Source organism: Paenibacillus endophyticus (genome assembly GCF_014192395.1).
In the GTDB taxonomy this organism is placed as follows: domain Bacteria; phylum Bacillota; class Bacilli; order Paenibacillales; family Paenibacillaceae; genus Pristimantibacillus; species Pristimantibacillus endophyticus.
The window spans coordinates 74,581-94,994 of sequence record NZ_JACHXW010000001.1; the positions used below are offsets into that span (position 1 = coordinate 74,581).

19 protein-coding genes are annotated in these 20,414 nt (G+C 42.2%); 18 read left to right on the forward strand and 1 reads right to left on the reverse strand.

Annotated elements, in window-relative coordinates:
* The first annotated feature begins 402 nt into the window (after positions 1-402).
* The 9 genes from FHS16_RS00310 (at position 403) to FHS16_RS00350 (ending at position 10,043) form a co-directional block, all read left to right on the forward strand.
* The gene (locus FHS16_RS00310) at positions 403-2,229 is read left to right on the forward strand and encodes a polysaccharide biosynthesis protein (protein ID WP_183557273.1); all 1,827 of its coding nucleotides are present in this window, start codon (positions 403-405) and stop codon (positions 2,227-2,229) included.
* Between the two features lie 23 nt (positions 2,230-2,252).
* Complete coding sequence (gene galU, locus FHS16_RS00315; protein WP_183557276.1) at positions 2,253-3,134, forward strand: UTP--glucose-1-phosphate uridylyltransferase GalU; 882 nt, start codon at positions 2,253-2,255, stop codon at positions 3,132-3,134.
* 23 nt (positions 3,135-3,157) lie between these two features.
* A complete protein-coding gene (locus FHS16_RS00320) occupies positions 3,158-4,324 on the forward strand; it encodes a glycosyltransferase family 4 protein (protein ID WP_183557278.1) in 1,167 nt (388 codons plus the stop codon).
* Entirely contained in the window at positions 4,309-5,454 is a 1,146-nt protein-coding gene (locus FHS16_RS00325) for a glycosyltransferase family 1 protein (RefSeq protein ID WP_183557281.1), read from the forward strand. The genes FHS16_RS00320 and FHS16_RS00325 overlap by 16 nt, the downstream gene beginning before the upstream one ends.
* Positions 5,420-6,343, forward strand: coding sequence for a glycosyltransferase family 2 protein (locus FHS16_RS00330; protein WP_183557286.1), 924 nt, complete (start codon positions 5,420-5,422; stop codon positions 6,341-6,343). Before FHS16_RS00325 ends, FHS16_RS00330 begins: the two co-directional genes overlap by 35 nt.
* Complete coding sequence (locus FHS16_RS00335) at positions 6,324-7,397, forward strand: EpsG family protein (RefSeq protein WP_183557289.1); 1,074 nt, start codon at positions 6,324-6,326, stop codon at positions 7,395-7,397. Before FHS16_RS00330 ends, FHS16_RS00335 begins: the two co-directional genes overlap by 20 nt.
* 10 nt (positions 7,398-7,407) lie before the next feature.
* A complete protein-coding gene (locus FHS16_RS00340; RefSeq protein WP_183557292.1) occupies positions 7,408-8,151 on the forward strand; it encodes a glycosyltransferase in 744 nt (247 codons plus the stop codon).
* A gap of 36 nt (positions 8,152-8,187) precedes the next feature.
* Positions 8,188-8,793 (forward strand): sugar transferase, encoded by a 606-nt coding sequence (locus tag FHS16_RS00345; protein ID WP_312890759.1) that lies wholly within the window; start codon positions 8,188-8,190, stop codon positions 8,791-8,793.
* Between the two features lie 83 nt (positions 8,794-8,876).
* Complete coding sequence (locus FHS16_RS00350) at positions 8,877-10,043, forward strand: aminotransferase class I/II-fold pyridoxal phosphate-dependent enzyme (RefSeq protein ID WP_183558445.1); 1,167 nt, start codon at positions 8,877-8,879, stop codon at positions 10,041-10,043.
* 7 nt (positions 10,044-10,050) lie between these two features.
* Here the strand turns inward: FHS16_RS00350 and FHS16_RS00355 are convergent, their stop codons facing one another.
* Positions 10,051-10,707, reverse strand: coding sequence for an acetyltransferase (locus tag FHS16_RS00355; RefSeq protein WP_183557298.1), 657 nt, complete (start codon positions 10,705-10,707; stop codon positions 10,051-10,053).
* Positions 10,708-10,905: 198 nt separating this feature from the next.
* On the opposite strand from FHS16_RS00355, the gene FHS16_RS00360 reads away from it, so the two are divergent.
* From FHS16_RS00360 to FHS16_RS00400, 9 genes are all read left to right on the forward strand, one after another.
* A complete protein-coding gene (locus FHS16_RS00360) occupies positions 10,906-12,117 on the forward strand; it encodes a nucleotidyltransferase domain-containing protein (RefSeq protein WP_183557301.1) in 1,212 nt (403 codons plus the stop codon).
* 26 nt (positions 12,118-12,143) lie between these two features.
* Complete coding sequence (locus FHS16_RS00365; protein WP_246431511.1) at positions 12,144-12,794, forward strand: acyltransferase; 651 nt, start codon at positions 12,144-12,146, stop codon at positions 12,792-12,794.
* Positions 12,791-13,990, forward strand: a complete 1,200-nt coding sequence (locus tag FHS16_RS00370) for a glycosyltransferase (protein ID WP_183557304.1) — start codon at positions 12,791-12,793, stop codon at positions 13,988-13,990. The genes FHS16_RS00365 and FHS16_RS00370 overlap by 4 nt, the downstream gene beginning before the upstream one ends.
* Before the next feature lie 31 nt (positions 13,991-14,021).
* The gene (locus tag FHS16_RS00375; protein WP_183557307.1) at positions 14,022-15,053 is read left to right on the forward strand and encodes a glycosyltransferase; all 1,032 of its coding nucleotides are present in this window, start codon (positions 14,022-14,024) and stop codon (positions 15,051-15,053) included.
* A gap of 24 nt (positions 15,054-15,077) precedes the next feature.
* Positions 15,078-16,235, forward strand: a complete 1,158-nt coding sequence (locus FHS16_RS00380) for a polysaccharide pyruvyl transferase family protein (RefSeq protein ID WP_183557310.1) — start codon at positions 15,078-15,080, stop codon at positions 16,233-16,235.
* A 7-nt stretch (positions 16,236-16,242) separates the two neighbouring features.
* The gene (locus FHS16_RS00385; RefSeq protein ID WP_183557313.1) at positions 16,243-17,436 is read left to right on the forward strand and encodes a glycosyltransferase; all 1,194 of its coding nucleotides are present in this window, start codon (positions 16,243-16,245) and stop codon (positions 17,434-17,436) included.
* Positions 17,437-17,447: 11 nt separating this feature from the next.
* A complete protein-coding gene (locus FHS16_RS00390) occupies positions 17,448-18,635 on the forward strand; it encodes a glycosyltransferase (RefSeq protein ID WP_183557316.1) in 1,188 nt (395 codons plus the stop codon).
* A 23-nt stretch (positions 18,636-18,658) separates the two neighbouring features.
* On the forward strand, positions 18,659-19,843 hold the full coding sequence (locus tag FHS16_RS00395) for a glycoside hydrolase family 88 protein (RefSeq protein ID WP_183557319.1): 1,185 nt from the start codon (positions 18,659-18,661) through the stop codon (positions 19,841-19,843).
* Between the two features lie 70 nt (positions 19,844-19,913).
* Positions 19,914-20,408, forward strand: a complete 495-nt coding sequence (locus FHS16_RS00400) for an acyltransferase (RefSeq protein WP_246431512.1) — start codon at positions 19,914-19,916, stop codon at positions 20,406-20,408.
* Positions 20,409-20,414 lie beyond the last annotated feature (6 nt).

Consider the following 20,414-nt stretch of genomic DNA (forward strand, 5'->3'; position numbering starts at 1 on the left):
TCGCCAACCTTTCTCTATATTTCTAGGTATGAAACGCGCCGCGCCGTCAAAGGATGGCGACAGGCGTTTCACCTTGCGGCAAAACGTTCTTTATAAAGAACACCATATTCTGATTATGAATGTTTTAATGTACGGTGATGTCTCCTAACCGTTATCAACGGAGGCACTCGGCCATGCTGTGGGTTAGGTCAAACCTTAGACGCGAGTCGTCAGGAGTGTGGTGTGAGGCGGGGTTGAATGCCCTGATTTCTGCGTTAGGGTTTTTAACTAAACGGTTTTGCCAAAACCTTTTAGTTAAACACTCTAAAGTGTTGCGGTATTCAGTACGCGATGAGCCAATAGGGCTTGCGTAGTTGTAGACATTAACTTGATATGAAGGATGATAGGAAAGGGTGAAAGGTATTGACGTACAGGCAAAGACTGTCTTTTTTAATGTTTATTGACTCCTTTATCGTATTAACGGCTATTTTTTTCAGCAGGTTTTTACTTAGCGCTTCGCTCGATGTGGTGACGGCGCCGATTGTAATCAGCTCGATTACACTTCTATTAAGTCATCATTTCTTTTCTTTTTATTACAAGCTGTATAAGAAGGCATGGGAATACGCAAGTGTCGGGGAGCTGCTCATTATTACAAAGGCCGTTACGTTCTCGATCATAGCGGCAGCGCTCATCCAGCAGGTTGTGATGCAGGATGTTTTTTTCAGGCTGCTAGCAGTCACTTGGATGATCCATATGCTTCTAATCGGCGGCTCGAGACTGTGCTGGCGCATATTCCGAGGCGGCTATCATAAAAATGTCGGGATGCGAAAACGCACCTTAATTGTAGGCGCAGGTTCTGCAGGCACGATGCTTGCAAGGCAGCTGCTAAGCAACAACGATACAGAGCTGCTGCCAATCGCATTCATTGATGATGATGTCAATAAGCATAGTCTAGACATAATGGGAATTCCCGTTAGAGGCGGCGTATCTAGCATTGCTAAAGCGGCGCAAGAACTCGATATTAACAATATCGTGATCGCTATTCCATCGTTAAGCAAAAAGCAGCTGAACACCATCTTCAGCGAATGCGCGAAAACAAGAGCGAAAACGCAAATTATACCGATGCTTGAGGATTTGGCTACCGGAAGAATTTCGGTTAGTCAATTTCGTGATGTTCAGGTCGAGGATCTGCTTGGACGGGAGCCCGTCGAGCTCGATATAGAAAGCATTTCCGGCTACGTTACCCAGAAAGTCGTTATGGTGACGGGTGCAGGGGGATCGATCGGATCTGAGGTCTGCCGCCAAATTTCAAGGTTTTTGCCGGAGAAGCTTATTTTGCTTGGACATGGGGAGAACAGCATTTATTCCATTGAGATGGAGCTGAGAGAGCTTTACGGACATACGAATATTGAGTTTGTAACGGAAATAGCAGATTTGCAGGATGCTGCCAAAATGCTGACTGTTATGCAGGCGCATCGTCCGCAGGTTGTGTATCATGCGGCTGCGCATAAGCATGTGCCGCTCATGGAAAGAAACCCGGAGGAGGCGTTCAAAAACAACGTGATGGGCACTTTGAATGCAGCTAGAGCCGCTAACCAGGCAAAGGTCGATACGTTTGTTATGATCTCCACGGATAAGGCGGTAAACCCGACTAGTGTGATGGGCGCGACTAAACGCATTGCCGAGATGGTCATTCAGCACATGGACCGTATGAGCAATACCAAATTTGTAGCCGTACGCTTCGGCAACGTGCTGGGCAGCCGGGGCAGCGTTATTCCGCTGTTCAAGAAACAGATTGAAAAGGGCGGGCCGGTCACGGTAACCCACCCAGACATGGTTCGTTATTTCATGACCATTCCCGAGGCTTCGCGGCTCGTCATTCAAGCAGGCGCGCTCGCCAGAGGCGGAGAAATATTCGTACTGGACATGGGCGATCCGGTCAAAATTACCGATCTCGCGCAAAATGTCATCCGAATGTCGGGCTTTACGGTCGAGGAGATTGGTATTCACTATACAGGCATTCGGCCGGGCGAGAAGCTGTTTGAAGAAATGCTTAAGGATAACGAAATGAACGAAAAGCAAGTATATCCGAAAATATACATAGGCAAGTCATCGGAAATATATTTTGACCAAATCGAAGAAATCATCGCTCTTCATGGCGGTATGAACAAAGCAGAACTGCGCATCCGGCTGCTTGATCTCGCGAACAATGTCGTTGAACTGCCGGAATTCGCCTCTGTTACGGGCTAATATGAAAAGGGGATGTTGAAGCTATGAAAGTAAGAAAAGCGATTATACCGGCTGCGGGGCTCGGCACAAGATTTCTGCCCGCAACCAAAGCGATGCCTAAGGAAATGCTGCCTATCGTAGATAAGCCGACCATTCAATATATCGTGGAAGAAGCGATTGAATCCGGCATTGAGGATATCATTATTGTGACGGGAAAAGGCAAACGGGCGATCGAGGACCATTTTGACAATTCGGTTGAGCTGGAACAAATATTGACGGCCAAGCATAAGTTCGACCTGCTTAGCGAGGTTCGCAAATCGGCGGATATGGTGGATATTCATTACATTCGCCAAAAGGAGCCCAAAGGACTGGGGCATGCCATTTGGTGCGCCCGCAAATTTATTGGGGATGAACCATTCGCCGTGCTGCTTGGGGACGATATCATTTCCGCGGAGAAGCCTTGCATCAAACAAATGATCGAAAAGTATGAGGAGTACCATACCTCGATAATCGGCGTGCAGCGCGTAGCGGACGAAGCGGTGTCCAGATATGGCATCGTCGATGGAACGTTGATGGAGGATGGCTTCCACCGGGTTAGGCATTTGGTTGAAAAGCCTGCTAGAGAGCTTGCGCCATCGAATATGGCGATCATGGGACGGTATATTTTGAACCCGGCAATCTTTGATATTTTGGGTAATCAGACTCCGGGTGCAGGCGGGGAAATACAGCTCACGGACGCGATTGCAGCATTAAACCTGTCGGAGGCGGTGTACGCCTATGAATTTGAGGGCAAGCGCTATGATGTGGGTGAGAAAATGGGCTTTATACAAACGACAATTGAGTTTGCTCTGCAGCGTGAGGATTTGCGTTACGACCTCTTAAACTACTTGTCCACGATGGTTGAACGAGAAGCAGCTAGAAAATAATTCTAGTATAGGATGGTATGAGCATGCCAAATAAAATATTATTTTGCGCAACGGTTGACTACCACTTCAAGGCTTTTCATTTGCCTGTTATGGAATGGTTCAAGCAGCAGGGCTGGGAGGTTCATATCGCCGCTAAAGGTGATATGGAGCTCCCTTTTGCTGACCGCAAGTTTAATTTGCCGATTGAGAGATCTCCTATCCATATGAACAATTCAGCAGCTTACCGAGAATTGAAGGCCATCATTAACGAGCAGCAGTATAAAATCATTCATTGCCATACGCCGACTGGCGGCGTTCTTGCCCGCTTGGCTGCACAGGAAGCTAGAAAAAAAGGCACAAAGGTTATTTATACGGCACATGGGTTTCATTTCTGCAAAGGCGGCTCTCTGCTAAACTGGATTCTTTATTATCCAATTGAGAAATACTTTGCGCGTCTGACAGATTATTTGATTACGATTAACAACGAGGATTACCAGTTGGCCGTTTCGAGGCGCTTCAAAGCGAAGCAAATTGCCCATGTTCACGGCGTTGGCGTGAATACCTCAAACTATAAGCCCATGTCCAAAATCGACAAATGGCGGCTGCGTCAGGAGCTTGATTACCGAACAGATGATTTCCTCATGTTCTACGCCGCTGAGTTCAATAAGAATAAAAACCATCAGCTGTTAATACAGGCAATGGCTGCGATTAAAGAAGAGGTGCCCCATGCTAGGCTGCTGCTGGCGGGGAAAGGCGCTTTGCTGGAGGAGAGCAAGCAGCTCGCCGAGCAGCTCGGTGTTGGTGCCATGGTTCATTTCCTAGGGTACCGAACGGATATCGACAAGCTTCTGCCGATGTGCGATGTCGCTGTCGCATCCAGCTTGCGGGAAGGACTTCCCGTCAACATTATGGAGGCAATGGCTTGCGGCCTGCCGATCGTCGCGACACGGAATAGGGGACATTCGGAGCTGGTGATGGATGGAGAGAATGGGTATTTGGTGAAAGAAAATCAAATAAAGGTTTTTGCAAACAAGTTGGTTGAGCTTAGCAGGTCTAAGTCGTTACGAGAAGAGTTAGGGGAGAAAAGCGGAGTAATGGTTAAGAAATATTCTCTAGCGCAAGTGGCGTTAGAATTGAACGATATTTACAAATCTTTAATGGAACAGCCGCAGGCAGACAATAAGGAGAGGTTGCAATGGGTGGTCCTTTAAGGGTGTTGCACGTAGTTGTAAATATGAATCGCGGCGGAGCGGAGACCCTGCTGATGAATATGTATCGTCATATTGACCGATCCAAAATTCAGTTTGATTTTCTAACATGCAAAGATGGCGTATTTGATGATGAGATTCGAAGCCTAGGCGGAATTATACATCGCATCCCTTATATTACGGAGGCTGGACACAGAGGTTATTTGAAAGGTTTGGACCATTTTTTTCTCACTCATGCAGATTATAAGGTTGTTCATTCGCACATGGATAAAATGAGCGGTTTTGTACTGAGGGCCGCTCGTCGAGCAGCTATTCCGATGCGGATTGCACATAGCCACAACACAAGCAGCGAAGGCAGCGTTCCTTCACGCATCTATAAGTGGTATGCAGGAACTTTTGTGGAGTCGGCAGCGACGCATTATGTTGCTTGCTCAAAAGCAGCGGCTCGTTGGATGTTTCATGAGAAGAAGGACAACGTTCTTATTTTACAAAACGGCATTGATTGTGAACAGTTTGCCTATTCAGTAAAAACTCGCTTAAGTATCCGTAAAGAACTCGATATCCCAGAAAATTGTTTCGTGGCAGGGCATGTTGGAAGATTCAATTTACAGAAAAATCATGCACAGTTATTAAGTATGTTTAATCAATTGCAGAATGAGAAACCGAACAGTATACTCCTGCTAGTTGGTGATGGTCCGCTTCGGCCAGAAATGGAGCAAAAGGCAACGGAACTTGGCATTCGCAATAAAGTCATCTTTCTAGGAATTCGAAGCGATATCCATCGTATCCTCCAGGCGGTTGATGTGTTTGTATTTCCTTCGCATCATGAAGGACTTCCGGTTACGTTAATAGAAGCACAAGCTGCTGGGCTGCCTTGCGTGATATCCGATCAGATTACCGAGGAAGTCGATATCGGAATTGGTTTGATCAAGTATTTTTCTCTAAAGAATGAGGCATCAGGTTTAAGTGAAATCCTTGAGGCAGCTAAAAAACCTAAGCGTATGGTCCCGTTAACCGCCTTTTCCAACAATGGATACGATATTAAACAAACGGTACAAGTAGCAACATCATTTTATTTAAATCAATTCGAGGTGAATCATGAAGATGTTAACGGTTTTTACGCCCACTTATAATCGGGCTTACTGCTTGCATCAAGTCTATGAGAGTTTGCTACGACAGACTTGCACTGATTTTGAATGGCTTATTATAGACGATGGCTCGAGCGACAATACAAAGGAATTGGTTGCCGGATGGATAGAAGAGCAGCATATACCAATTACCTATGTGTTTCAGCAGAACCAAGGCATGCATGGAGCACATAATACAGCATATGAGAGGATCGAAACGGAACTGAACGTTTGCATTGATTCTGATGATTATATGCCCGATGATGCGGTGGAGCATATTGTTACCTTCTGGAACGAACATCGCAGCGATAAGTTTTGCGGTTTCGCAGGGCTCGATGCTTATACAAATGGTGAAACTGTCGGTTCGAAGCTTCCGCTTCATCTTGCTAGCTCAACCTTGTTTGATTTATATCATAAACATGGCGTAATAGGCGATAAGAAGTTAGTCTATCGTAGTTCACTGACTAAGCTGCATCCATACCCGCTGTTTGAAGGGGAAAACTATGTGGGTCTCGATTATAAGTATCATTTGCTGAATCAGCAATATGAGCTTCTGCTGCTAAATGAAGTACTTTGCCATGTGGAATATTTAGCGGACGGGTCTTCACGCAATATGCTTAAGCAATATCGGAGAAACCCAAAAGGGTTCGCGTTTTATCGAAAGTCTCTGATAAACTTGCCTGTTGGCAGTACTGGATTCAAATACCGTCAAGCTGTTCATTATGTATCGAGCAGTCTGTTATCGAGGAACAAGAACATGCTGAAAGAAATGCCTTTCAAGGCATTGATTGTATCGGCGTTAATACCGGGTTTGCTGTTGTTTGGCTATATCAAGATAAAAACGCGTAGAGAATATGTGCTGAAAGGGATGGCCAATGACTATCCTATGGCTTAACTTAATCGTCGTATTTTCATTTGCTCTTATTTCAAGATATTTTGCTGTTAAGGCAGCAGTCGGTCCAACCTTTCTACAGCCTAACAAAATAATGGCAGCAGCTGCTGCCTTAACACTTATCCTTGTTTCAGGTTTAAGAAACAATATAGGAGATACCTTCTTCTATATGCATGCTTATACGGTGGATAGGTTTGATTGGCAGTCTGTTATTCAAAAAAAGGATATGGGATTTGGCATATTGCAGCTTCTTCTCAAACAAATCTCTAATGATCCACAAATCCTGCTTATGACAACTGCATTCGTAACAAATATGCTGATTGCAATCGTAATGTATAAATATTCTCGTTTCTATGAATTGAGCATTTATGTATACATAACCTCAGGAGCATTTATCGTTTCTATGAATGGTCTTAGGCAATTTCTAGCTGCAGCTATTGTATTTGCAGCAACGAAAGCATTGTTTGACGGGAAAATGAAAACATATATGGCAGTTGTGTTATTTGCTGCGGTTTTTCATCAGAGCGCTCTCGTCATGTTACCTCTTTACTTCATTGTCAGAAGAAAAGCTTGGACAGGGACGACCTTTTTTTTATTGTCAATAGCAATTATGGTTGTTGTTGGTTTTAATCAATTTTCTGATTTATTATTTCAAGCAATTCAAGGAACACAATACGCCCATTATCAAAATTTCCAAGAAGGCGGAGCGAGCATCATTCGTGTATTCATATATGCAGTTCCGTTACTAATATGTTTCTTGGGAAGGGAGAAACTGAGATCATTATTTCCAAAAGTTGATATATTAGTGAATCTATCTATTATTGGAATTGTGCTCATGATTATCTCGACTCAAAACTGGATATTTGCTAGAATGACGATTTATTTTAATCTCTATCAATTAATTTTAATTGGTTGGATCGTGAAGATATTTCGAGAGAAGGACCAAAAATTGGTTTATTTCGCCATATTGATCTTTTATTTACTGTTCTTTTATTTTGAAAGTGTTGTTGCGCTTGATATCAGATATACAAGCGACTATTTAAAATGGCCATCTTAAAGGAGGCAGAATGGTGAACGAAGCGGAACAAATTCCTCGCATATTGCATTACTGCTGGTTCGGCAGGGGGGAGAAACCTCGGAAAATCGTGAAGTGCATGAAAAGCTGGGAAAAGCATCTAGGGGATTTTCAAGTCATAGAGTGGAATGAAGACAACTTTGATATCTCTTCCATTCGATATGTGAAAGAAGCGTATGAAGCGCGCAAATATGCTTTCGTGAGTGATTATGTTCGTTTATATGCGTTATATTTGCACGGAGGCATCTATTTGGACACCGATGTTGAAGTAATCAAGCCATTGGATAAGTTTCTTGGTCATGAGGCTTTCTCAGGCTTTGAAGATCAACGCTTTTTACAATCAGGTACAATGGGAGCAGCGAAAAAGCATCCGTGGATCAAAGAGTTACTTGATAATTACGATAAGAGAAGCTTTTTACTTCCTGGAGGGAAGCTCGATACAACGACCAACACGGCCGTTATAACTGAAATATGCAGCCGGCATGATCTTCAATTAAACGGTGAGTTTCAAGTATTGTCTAACGGTGTGACCTTTTATCCTCGTACATATTTCAGCCCATATGATTATATCGATGGCGGTAATTACATAACTAATGACAGCTACACCATTCATCATTTCGCTCAATCTTGGCTGCCTGCGCATGTTCGCTTTAGGGGCGAAGTAAAGAAGGCCGTAAGCCGCGTCGTCGGCCCAGCAGTCATCTCCAAAATGAGAAAGCTGCTCTCTTCCAATTAAAAGCCATTATTTCAATATCAGGAGCTCATATCGATGATAAAAAGATTATTTGATCTCGTCCTCTCAGCTGTTCTTTTGGTGCTGCTTTCCCCGATTATTGCATTAACCGCAATCCTTGTGCGCTTCAAGCTGGGGGCACCGATTGTGTTCAAGCAGCAGCGTCCTGGCTTGCATGGCGTTCCGTTCTACGTGTACAAACTTCGTACGATGACCTCCGAGAAAGACAGTATGGGCAAGCTGCTGCCTGATCATCTGAGGCTTACAGCTTTCGGCAGTCTGATGCGCAAATTCAGTCTGGATGAGCTGCTGCAGCTTGTAAATGTCCTGAAAGGCGAGCTTAGCCTCATTGGGCCGCGTCCTCTCCTAATGGAATATTTGCCGCTGTACAACACCGAACAGGCTAAACGTCACTTAGTACGCCCAGGCATAACAGGATGGGCGCAAGTACATGGCAGAAATGCGGTTTCGTGGGAAGAAAGATTCCAGCATGATGTCTGGTATGTTGAGAATCAAAGCTTTATGCTGGATCTCAAAATTTTGGCCATGACGGTAAAGAAGGTCATTAGGTCTGAAGGGGTCTCGAATGGCAATCATGTCACGATGCCTGTATTTCAAGGTACGACGACAAGCAGTGAAGGGTAAAGCCATTTCTCAAGCGGCAGCATAGCTTGGGGAATGGCTTATTTTATTGGAAAAGGAAGTGTGGCAGCGTGTCGACAAATGAAATGAAACGAATCTATTTATCTCCACCGCATATGAGCGGGAAGGAACAGAGCTATATTGACGAGGCTTTTGAAACCAATTGGATTGCACCGTTGGGACCGCACATTGATGCCTTTGAGAAACAAATGGCGGCTTATGTGGGGACGGCAGACGCGGTAGCAGTTAGCTCGGGAACGGCTGCGATCCATCTAGCTTTGCAACTGCTTGGCGTAGGTACGGGAGATAAGGTGTTTTGCTCCAGTTTCACTTTTGTAGCAAGCGCTAATCCGATTCGGTATTGTCATGCGGAGCCTGTATTTATTGACTCGGAGCCGGAAACCTGGAATATGTCGCCTTCGGCATTAAAGCGGGCATTCGAAGATGCCGATCGCAGAGGAGAGCTGCCGAAAGCCGTTATCGTCGTACATTTGTACGGGCAAGTATCCAAGATGGATGAGTTGATGGCATTGTGTGAGCAGTATGAAGTGCCTTTAATTGAAGACGCAGCGGAATCGCTGGGGTCTACGTACAAAGGGAAACAGAGCGGATCATTCGGGAAGCTAGGCATTTTCTCATTCAACGGAAACAAGATTATAACGACGTCAGGCGGAGGGATGCTCGTATCTGATGATGTGGAGCTCCTTAGAAAAGCACGCTTCCTTGCTACGCAGGCAAGAGATACAGCACCGCATTACCAGCATAGCAGCATGGGATTCAACTATCGGATGAGCAATATATTGGCAGGTGTTGGAAGGGCTCAGCTTGAGGTAATAGACGATCGCGTCGCGGCTAGAAGAGCGATATTCGATAATTATGTACGGGCATTCTCGGCTAGGCAAGGCGTAAGCTTTATGCCTGAGCTGAACGGTACGCGCTCAAACCGCTGGCTGTCGACCCTCGTTTTGGACAAGGAAGAGACGGATGCAACCGTTACAGAGCTGCTGGCCACGATGGAAGCTGCGAATATTGAGGCGCGCCCGTTATGGAAGCCACTTCACTTGCAGCCGCTGTTCGAAGGTACTCGCTTTTATGCCCATGCGGGCGAGATAGCTGTCTGCGAAAGGCTGTTCGAAAGCGGGCTTTGTTTGCCGTCAGGTTCCAGCATGTCATTCGTTGATCAGGTGAGAGTGATGGACTGCATGAATGTGGTATTTGATAAAGCAGTCGAAAAAAGCGTACAGTCTGCTTAGGAGAAGCCTAGAGATATCGTTCGCCTTGTACTCTTGCACGAAGTGCCTTAGCAGGCGTTCCGTAAGCAACCATATATGCTGCAATGTCGGTTAAGACGGTAGAGCCAGCGCCAATTACGGTGTGCTCGCCGATTGTTTTGCCATGAATGATGGCTGCTCCCAGCGATACGACTGAGTAGTCGCCAATATGAACGTTTCCGCCTGTACACGCACCCGGCGCCAACGTTACATAGTTTCCGATCCTTGTATCATGCTCGGCAACGCTATTCGCGTATAAGATGCAATGTTCGCTGATTCGTGTATCGCTGCCAATGACGCTGCCAGCCATAATGACTGTACCGCTTCCAATTTGTGCACCCCTGGCTACTGATGCGTTTGGATGGACTGCCGTGATGAAGGAAAAGCGCGGTAGAATATTTTTGATTTTTTCGACGACAGCTGCTCGTGTCCAATTATCGCCAATAGCGACAATCCCGCTGCTCGCAAGCGCTTCATGCTGTACCAGACATTGCTCATTGCCTAGAATCTCATAGCCATAAAAGGATGTGCCAGAGGGCTTCAGACCGTCAATGATGCCGACGATCTGGTATATGCCGGTTTTCTCAATGGTATCTATCACGGCTTTGGCATGACCGCCAGCGCCGAATACGATAATATTTTTCATATCCCTAATGCCTCCTTGCATATAGTCGTTCCAAACGGCTCTTTCATTCTAGCAGATATTAGGTTGTTTTTGTAAGCGTAAAGAGAGAATGACGATTGACAGATATTAGGGAAGGTGTTAATCTGTACTTGTGTTCGTTTTAAAGAACAAAAATTATTTTTTGTTCGCTACTGGCTAATTAGTATGAAGGAGAAATTCATGAATAACGATGTCACTCTCCATAATGAAGACTTGTCTGATGAATTGAGACTCATGCTCTCGATTCTTTCCATGGATAATAAGGCCGAGATCACTTTCGATCTGCAGGAGCTGCTCCGTCATGCGGATTGGGATCGATTTATTGAGCTGGCCAGGCATCACAGGGTGTTTCCGTCACTTAACCATAAGCTGCAGAAGCTGAAAGCGAATGGTATCCCTGTGTTTGTGTCGCAATTGTTTCAGCGCGATTATTATCGGAATACGCTGCAAATGCTCACATTAAGCGGAGAAATGGAGCAGCTTGCCAAATTGTTCTCTGACAATGGCATACGTTCATTATTTCTAAAGGGACCCGTAATTGCCGCCGACTTGTACGGAGATGTATCGCTGCGAACCTCATGTGATTTGGATTTGCTCATACCCATTGATGATCTAGAGAGAACGGAAAACCTGCTCCTCTCTTGCGGATATGTGAAGGATGATTATATTTTGACCGTATTGAACGATTGGAAATGGCGCCATCATCATACTTCCTTTATGCATCCAGACAAAAAGATTAAGGTAGAGGTCCATTGGAGACTCAATCCAGCTCCAGCTAAGGAACCGAAATTCGAGGATCTTTGGGAGAGGAGAAGACAAAGCTCATTAATCTCGCGCCCTATCTATTATTTGGGCAGAGAGGATCTATTCATGTTTTTAGTCTCACATGGTGCGCGTCACGGCTGGTCAAGGCTTCGGTGGCTGCTGGATATTAAACAGTTGCTCGAACAGAAAGTAGATTGGACCAAGCTGATTTACCTTCTTCGCAAGCATCAGTTCTCGCATATCGGGGGGCAGGCCTTACTGTTAATAGCCAGATTGTTCGCTGTGCCGCTTCGTGAGGAAATGAAGCCCTTGTTAAGTGATAGAAGAGCAGAATGGTCGGCTGAGGATGCCATGTTCTACGTGCATCGAATGATTAATTTACATAATCCTCCCTTGTCGGAGGAAGTAGACCGCTATCATAGGAAGTATCTTTTTGGATTGCTTACGATTAGGCAGAAGATCATGTTTCTCGCAAGCTTTCTGTACCCTTATCCGGAAGACGCCAAAACGCTGCCGCTCCCCAAAGCGCTCCATTTTCTCTATTTCCCTCTTCGTCCTTTCATTTGGGGGTGGAGGAAAATTCGAAGGGGGTCAGCTAAGCAGGCAGGAAAAGAACTGGAGAAATAGATTAGCCGATTGCGAGGTGGATTTGAATGAACATATTTAGAAAAATTGCTAGTACGATAATCAGTCAAATCCGTAGTAGGGGACTAATAAGTTCTATTGCTATGAATCGTTCCCAATTCTTCGGAATGCTGAGAGGATTATTATACAAACTGCTCTATTTCAACAATATTCATGCGTCTTTATTCACCATTCAGGCAAACAGCACCATTGAAATTTTTAACAAGCGTGCCAAAGTGGACATTGGAAATTTCGTGTTCATACGAAAGAATGTAAGTATACGTTTAGACTTTGATGGCAAGCTGACATTAGGTGAGAAAGTATTTATAAATGATAATTGTAATATTAATTGCGTCCATAAAATAATGATTGGAAAAGGATCGAAGATAGCGCCTAATGTGTGCATTAATGATCATGATCACAACTATAAGTCTGTGGATGGTGAACATCTTCTTAAAGGAGAAGTTATTATAGGCAGCAACGTTTGGGTCGGATCCAACGTCGTCATTCTTCGAGATACGTACATAGGCGACAACGCAGTTATTGCTGCTGGCAGTGTTGTAAAGGGAAATATCCCTGCAAATACGTTGTTTTTAAATAAGAGGGAAAATAAACATATTAGCTATAAGGAACCCAAATCGACCATTAATAATTTGTATCAAGTGAAGGAATCGATATGAAAAAGCAAATATTAATTTCTGTATATGACATGGAGATTGGCGGAATTGAAAGAAGCTTAATCAATATGCTGGAAAGCTTTGATTACGAAACTTATGATGTGGATCTATTGGTATTTAGCCATCAAGGAGAGTTTATGAGTCTCATTCCAAGTATGGTTAATTTACTGCCTGAAAAGAGCCAATACAGTGTGTTTCGAAAACCTCTTAAGCAATGCCTACGAGAAGGCCACTATATGGCAACATTGATTCGATTAGTTTGCAAGAATGCAGCGATTCTGAAAGCAAGAAAGCGTAAATTGAGCGAAGGATCTGGTTATATTCAGATGCAGCTTACTAGCAAATACACCTCTTACATTATCCCGCCTATAACCAAAGAGTATGATCTTACAATTAGCTATGCTTGGCCACATGATTTTGCAGCAAACAAGGTGAAATCAAAGCGAAAGATCGCTTGGATTCATACCGATTACAGCAAGCTGGAAATTGATAATCAGCTAGACTTGATTGCTTGGAATAAATTCGACTACATTGCATCCATATCTGAGGCTTGCACAGAGTCCTTTCTGCTGAAATATCCTTTATTAAAGAATAAAATTACAGTTATTGAGAACATTACTTCACCAAATTTCATAAAAAGGATGGCAGAAGAATTATATGAGAATAAAGTAGCTTTGGAGGAGAGCTTTCAAATTGTGTCTGTAGGGCGACTTTCTTATGTAAAGGGTTTTGACATGGCAGTCCAGGCATTGAGAAAGCTGCATGATAAAGGATTAACTGCTTTGAAATGGTATGTGGTAGGTTATGGCGGCTATGAGGCTGAATTAAAGGCATTGATTGCTGAATATGGTTTGGAAGGCAAGTTTGTGCTTTTAGGAAAAAAAACTAACCCGTATCCTTACATAAAAGATTGTGATCTTTATGTACAGCCGTCTAGATATGAGGGAAAAGCGGTAACGGTTACGGAAGCGCAAATATTAGGTAAGCCGATTATTATTACTAATTATCCAACAGCAGGAAGCCAAGTGGAGAATGGCGTAGACGGACTTATTTGCGAGCTTAGTCCGGATGGTATTGCAACTGCAATTGAACAAGTATACCGCAGTAAAGAGCTGCAGAGTGTACTTGAGAATAACATTAAAGACAAGGATTTCAGTAACAGCCATGAACTAATGAAGCTATACCAAATAATTATGTAGTAATACAAGCAAGAGAGGTGAAAAATCAGCTGTGAGCTACAAAGTTAGTGTTGTAATACCAGTGTTCAATGCTGAAAAGTACTTGGATGAATGTATCACATCATTGATTAATCAGACTCTTAAAGATTGTGAGTTTATATTCGTCAACGATGGGTCCACCGATACGAGCAGATTAATCATTGAAGGTTATCAAATAATGGACGATAGAATTGTTCTTTTGAATCAAGATAATCAAGGTGTTAGTCAAGCTCGGAATGCTGCGCTTAGCATCGCTTCTGGAGAATACATTGGTTTCGTAGATGCTGATGATTTTATTAAAACTGATATGTATCAAAAATTGTATGAAACTGCCAAACAAAAAAAATGTGATGTTGTTATTACTAATTTTGAGAGTGTACTTGATGGTTGTAAATGTACAACGCAATTTCCCTTCCCGCCTGACCAACTTTTAGATCGTCAATATATCGAACAAAAAATAATGCCTTACTTTTTAAAAGCCGATGACTTGAATTCAGTTTGGAACAAGCTTTATAGAAGAGAACTGATTATAAATCTTAAAATTTCATTCCCCCAAAAAACAGCATTAGGAGAAGATGCAATTTTTAATATGTTATTTTTTGGATTCGCATCAACAATGTCCTATATAAAATACAATGGCTATTACTACAGGGAAGTGCTTGGAAGTGCAAGCCGAAATATAACAAAGATGGATTATTTTGGTAACGCATTAGAGGTCTACTTGATGGATCCTCCCGCTGTGTATAGTGAAGTAATATCCAAAACGATTGTTAATAGGTTTAAGTCTATTAGACTTATTAATAGTACCATCTCTTACATCAACTTATATATCAGGCCAAGCAAAGAAATCAGCTTTAGTAAAAGGTACTCCTATATTAAAAGAATGATTAACAATCATTATGTAAGGGAAGCAATTCCAATATATTTTGCTGAGATGCAGGTTTCATTAGGCCGTTATGAGAAGTTTATTCTTAACATGATAAGAGCAAGGTTTATATTTGGATTAATATGTGGAGTTACATATAGCAGAATTAGGAATAACTAAATTTAAGTGAAAGAGGTTATAGATATGAAGATAATGATGTTTGCACATGATGGCAGTCTTAATCGAGGCTGCGAAGCCATTGTTCGTTCATCAACTGCAATTATAAAGGAAAGATTATCTGATGCCCAAGTGTACTTGGCATCGACTAAGCCAGAGACGGATCAAGTTATCGCCAAGCTGGATGGCGTGTACGATGGTTCAACTCTTGCAATTAAAAAGTATTCCTATGATTGGTTTCTATCCTCAATGAAGGTTAAGCTATTTCAGGATGAATCCTATGCTTTCGGTAAAATTCACCATAACATTATTAAAAATATAAAGGATATGGATGTCTGCCTTTCCATAGGGGGAGACAACTATTGCTATGGAGAACAGCCAGGTTGGTATGAAATTAACAGACGTGTGAAAGCTCAAGGGAAGAAGCTTGTATTATGGGGGTGTTCCATTGGTGAAGAAGATATGTCGGAAAGAAAGCTAGAGGATCTTAGCACTTTTGATCTCATCTTGTCCCGCGAATCCATTACTTACCAGATGCTGCAAAGCAAAGGGCTTAAGAACGTTAAGTTATGTGCTGATTCGGCTTTTACGATGGAGAAGGAAGAACTGCCGCTACCGCAAGGCTGGCAGGAAGGAAATACGATTGGTTTAAATTTCAGCCCGTTAGTTTGGAAACGGAACAAACAATCGCAAGCCGCTGTTGATGAATTGATCATACATATATTGAAATCATCCAATATGTCAATCGCATTAACACCTCACGTCATTATCAATGGCAACAACGATTATGAGGTTTTGAGCGCTTATTTCGAGAAATATAAGCATACAGGCAGAGTAATGCTATTGCCAGATAATTTAACGGCAATTCAATACAAAGGTTATATTGCTAGAATGAGATTTTTTATAGGTGCTCGAACGCATGCGACAATTGCAGCTTATTCGAATTACGTACCTACCATGGTACTTGGTTATAGTGTGAAATCAAAGGGAATCGCCAAAGATATATTTGGTGAAGAAAAGCTGGTTCTCGATATTAAAGAAATATCAGATAGCAAGCTACTGATCAATAAGTTTAATGAGATGACTCATGAAGAAGAATCGATAATCAAGCAGCTTAAGCAATCTATACCTGGTATTAAGAAGATGTCATACAAAGCAGTAGACTACCTAAGCAGTCTAGCATGAGGTGGAAATGAAAAAAAACTTATTGTTCATTATTCCAGGCCTTTCAGCCGGAGGTGCCGAAAGAAGTTTAATTAACCTGCTTACACAATTGGATTTCGAAAAGTATCATGTAGATTTGTTTATGTTCAGCCCCAAAGGAATTTTTCTGGAGCTGCTACCTGAGCAGGTTAAGGTGCTGCCTCTTCCGGAAACTTATAGCCAATTTGTAAAACCGATACTTCCTGCTGTATCGCGATTATTGTGGAGAAGGAACGCAAAGTTGGTTTACAGTAGAATTATGTATAGCTACAAAAACAGAATATCTGGCAACACCAGCGTAAAGGAACAAGAAAGCTGGAAATATATCTCTTGCTCCTTTGCTACATTAGAAAAAAAATATGATATCGCAATCGCTTTTCTAGAGAAATCCTCTATCTATTTCTGTGCGGAGAAAGTGAAAGCAGATAAGAAAATAGGTTGGGTGCACAACGATTATGACATGCTGGGCATGAATCCACACTTCGACCAAAATTATTTCAATAAGTTGGATTATATCGTTACGGTTTCCGAAGAGTGTCGCCTTATTTTGCAGCAAAGATTTCCTAATCAGAAAGAAAAAGTGAAGGTTATCTATAACATCGTATCTCCAACAATAATAAAAGGACTTGCTAATATGGTTTCAGAGGATGTTTATAGTCGGAAAAATGATGAAATCGTGATTTTATCAATTGGTAGGCTGCATCCGCAGAAAGGCTTTGAGCATGCTTTAAGAGCAGCAAAGCGGTTGCTCGACAGCGGTTATTTGTTTCAATGGAATATTATTGGAGAAGGAGAAGAAAGAGCTATGCTGATGGAGCTCATTGATTCTCTAGGACTAAGCAACCACGTCAAGCTTCTTGGATTAAGATCTAATCCATACCCTTATATTAAACAAGCAGACATCTATGCACAGACATCTATATATGAAGGAAAAGCCATTGCAATTGACGAGGCCAAAATATTAAACAAACCAATCGTTATTACGAACTTTAGTACAGCTAAGGATCAGTTGGAGGATGGTATTGAAGGGTTGATAGTCGAGATGAATGCTGAGGCCATAGCAAGCGGCATATCAAACCTCATCCACAATACTGAACTTCGCTCACGAATAACAAGGCATTTAGCAGAGCTTACACTCGGGACAGAAAGTGAAATTGAAAAACTTTATCAAATATTAGGATAGGCGGAAACGAATTGAAAAAAAAAATTTTGTTCGTCATGAACAATTTGAACTGCGGAGGTGCAGAGAAATCTCTGCTATCCTTGTTGCAAACGATTGACCTTTCCAAGTTTGACGTTGATCTCTATTTATTCAAGCATGAAGGTATTTTTTTTGATAAGCTTCCCGAGGCCGTTCATATACTGGAGGAGCCGACAGGTTATCGATATTTTGATATGTCGATTCGGAAAGCCGTATACTCTTGTTTGAAAAGTGGAAATGTGAAGTTGGCGTTAAGTAGAATTGTTGCAGGCTTTATCCTTTCTACCGAAAAAAATGCTGCTAGGCGAGAACAAAGAGTATGGAAATATTTATCCGTAGGACTGCCAGCGCTACAACAAAAATACGATGCAGCTATCGGTTTTCTTGAGAAAAATCCGGTTTATTTCTGTATTGAAAAAGTTCAAGCGAATCAAAAAATTGGATTTATACATAATGATTATGACAAGCTGCAAATGGATTCTCGGATAGATTTTCCGTTTTTCACTAAATTAGACCATTTGGTAACGGTATCTGATGGATGCGGAGAGGTTCTGAATCAGCGGTTTCCACAATTTAAACAGAAGATTAAGATTATTCATAACATCATATCGCCTCCTATTATACATAAAATGTCGACAGAAAGAATGGATGTTGACATTAATGCAGGTCATGGTATTTCGATCGTTTCTATTGGGCGCTTGACTTCGCAAAAAGGATTTGAAATGGCTATTGGAGCTTGTAAAACGTTGGTCGAACAAGGCTATGACCTTAATTGGTACGTCATTGGTGAAGGAGAAGAACGAATCCATTTAGAAAAGTTGATTGACTCATACGGGCTTGATCGGTATTTCCATCTTATTGGTTTAAAGGAAAATCCATATCCATATATCCAAAATGCTGATATTTACGTTCAGCCTTCACGATTTGAAGGGAAATCCATTTCAATCGACGAGGCCAAAATATTGCAAAAACCCATTGTTGTTACTAACTTTAGCACGGCGAGAGATCAAATTATACATAAGCAAAATGGACTAATCGTTGAGATGAATGCAGCCTCATTATCCGAAGGAATTAAACAGTTGATTGATGACAAAGAGATGAGGATTTATCTCAAGGAACAACTAGCACTGGAGAAACTGGGAAGTGAGTTGGAGATCGAGAAACTGTATGCGTTAATATAACGATTTGCGAGGGAGCGAGCATAATGCTAGGAATTCTAGCTGCTGTATTTATAGGATTAGTGATGATGGTCATACTGATTGACATACTGCCAATGAGCTGGGATTGGTTAAGCAGAATTCATATTGGCAGATACCGTAACAAACAAGAATGGAATCACTCCATAACGCAAGTAGGCGTTAATTGGCTTAATCATACACCTAAAATTAAAGTTACGGATAATGTAAGGTTAGTTGCGATAGATATGGTCAAAGGAAATTATTCTAAAAGCGCTATTCAGCACTGGCAGGAGGCTTCTTTATTATTGGGACTCTCTGAGTGTATGAAGAATGGTTCTAACAAAGAGATGGATACGAGCATCGAGCAATTTCTTAAATCTAAGTTTGATGCCAAAGGTCAATGGAGAGTAAAGCCTGAGTACATAGATTCTGCAATTTTAGCATACGGCGTATTGAAGTTGGATCAAGTGGATACCGAACATTACAAACTTGCGTTTGACAGCACATGGGAGCTCATTCAATCGCATATTGGAGAAGACGGAACCGTACAGTATCGTAAATTTATGAATAAATACAGATATGTAGATACGATTGGGTTTGTTTGTCCGTTTCTAGTGAGGTATGGGATAAAGTACAACAAGCCGGAATGTGTACAATTGGCAATCAGGCAACTGGAGCAATATGAAAAGTTTGGCATGCTAGAAGATCATTTCATACCAAGTCATGCATATCATACTGACAATGCCATGCCTTTAGGATTATATGGTTGGGGGAGGGGACTCGGCTGGCTTGCAATTGGGTTGATTGACTCATGGGGTGAATTACCTAAGGAACATGAGTTCAAGTCAAGTCTGAACCAGTTTGTACTGAAATTTGCAAGAGCGATGCTAGCGTTTCAACATTCGGATGGAAACTGGAACTGGACGGTGACACGGAAAGAAACAAGAGCGGACTCTTCTACTACTGCAACTTTAGCTTGGTTTTTATTACAGGCCTCTCAGCTCAATGAACTTTCAGAGGAGTGTTTAGAGGGATCTGAGCGGGCTATTCATTATTTAATGAAGGTTACTAGAAGAAGCGGTGCCGTTGATTTCTCACAAGGCGATACGAAAGATATTGGCGTGTATTCGATGTTATTTAACATATTGCCCTTCACGCAAGGTTTCTGCATCCGAATTGCCAATTTTCATTCAAGAGAAATGGGAAGGTGACATTATGCTTAGGAAGACTATTGCGTTTGCAAGAGCACGGTTAAGGAAATGGTTACTAGAGGAAATATGGATGGAGGATTATGTGAAGCTTGGTATGAAAATAGGTGAAAACTGTACTATACAACCAGGTGTAACGTTTGACTATTCCCATTGTTGGTTAATATCAATCGGCAATAATGTAACAATTGCACCGCATGCCTACATTTTAGCTCATGATGCGAGTAGCAAAAGCGCAACAGGCTACACTAAGATCGGAAATGTCACAATTGGCGACGATGTATTTATTGGTGCTAGAGCAATTATAATGCCAGGCGTTTCAATTGGCAAAGGATCCATTATTGCAGCTGGCAGCATCGTAACAAAATCTGTTCCACCAGGTTATATTTTTGGGGGAAGCCCCGCACAAGAAATTATGAATCTTGAAGCATACACGCAAAGTACAAGAAAATTATTTGAAGAACAGCCTAAGTATGACGTGAGCTTTACCTTAAATGGAAGTATTACGAATGAAAAAAAGGAACATATGTATAAGGAATTGCTAGTTACAAATGGCTTTGTCAGATAGGAGATT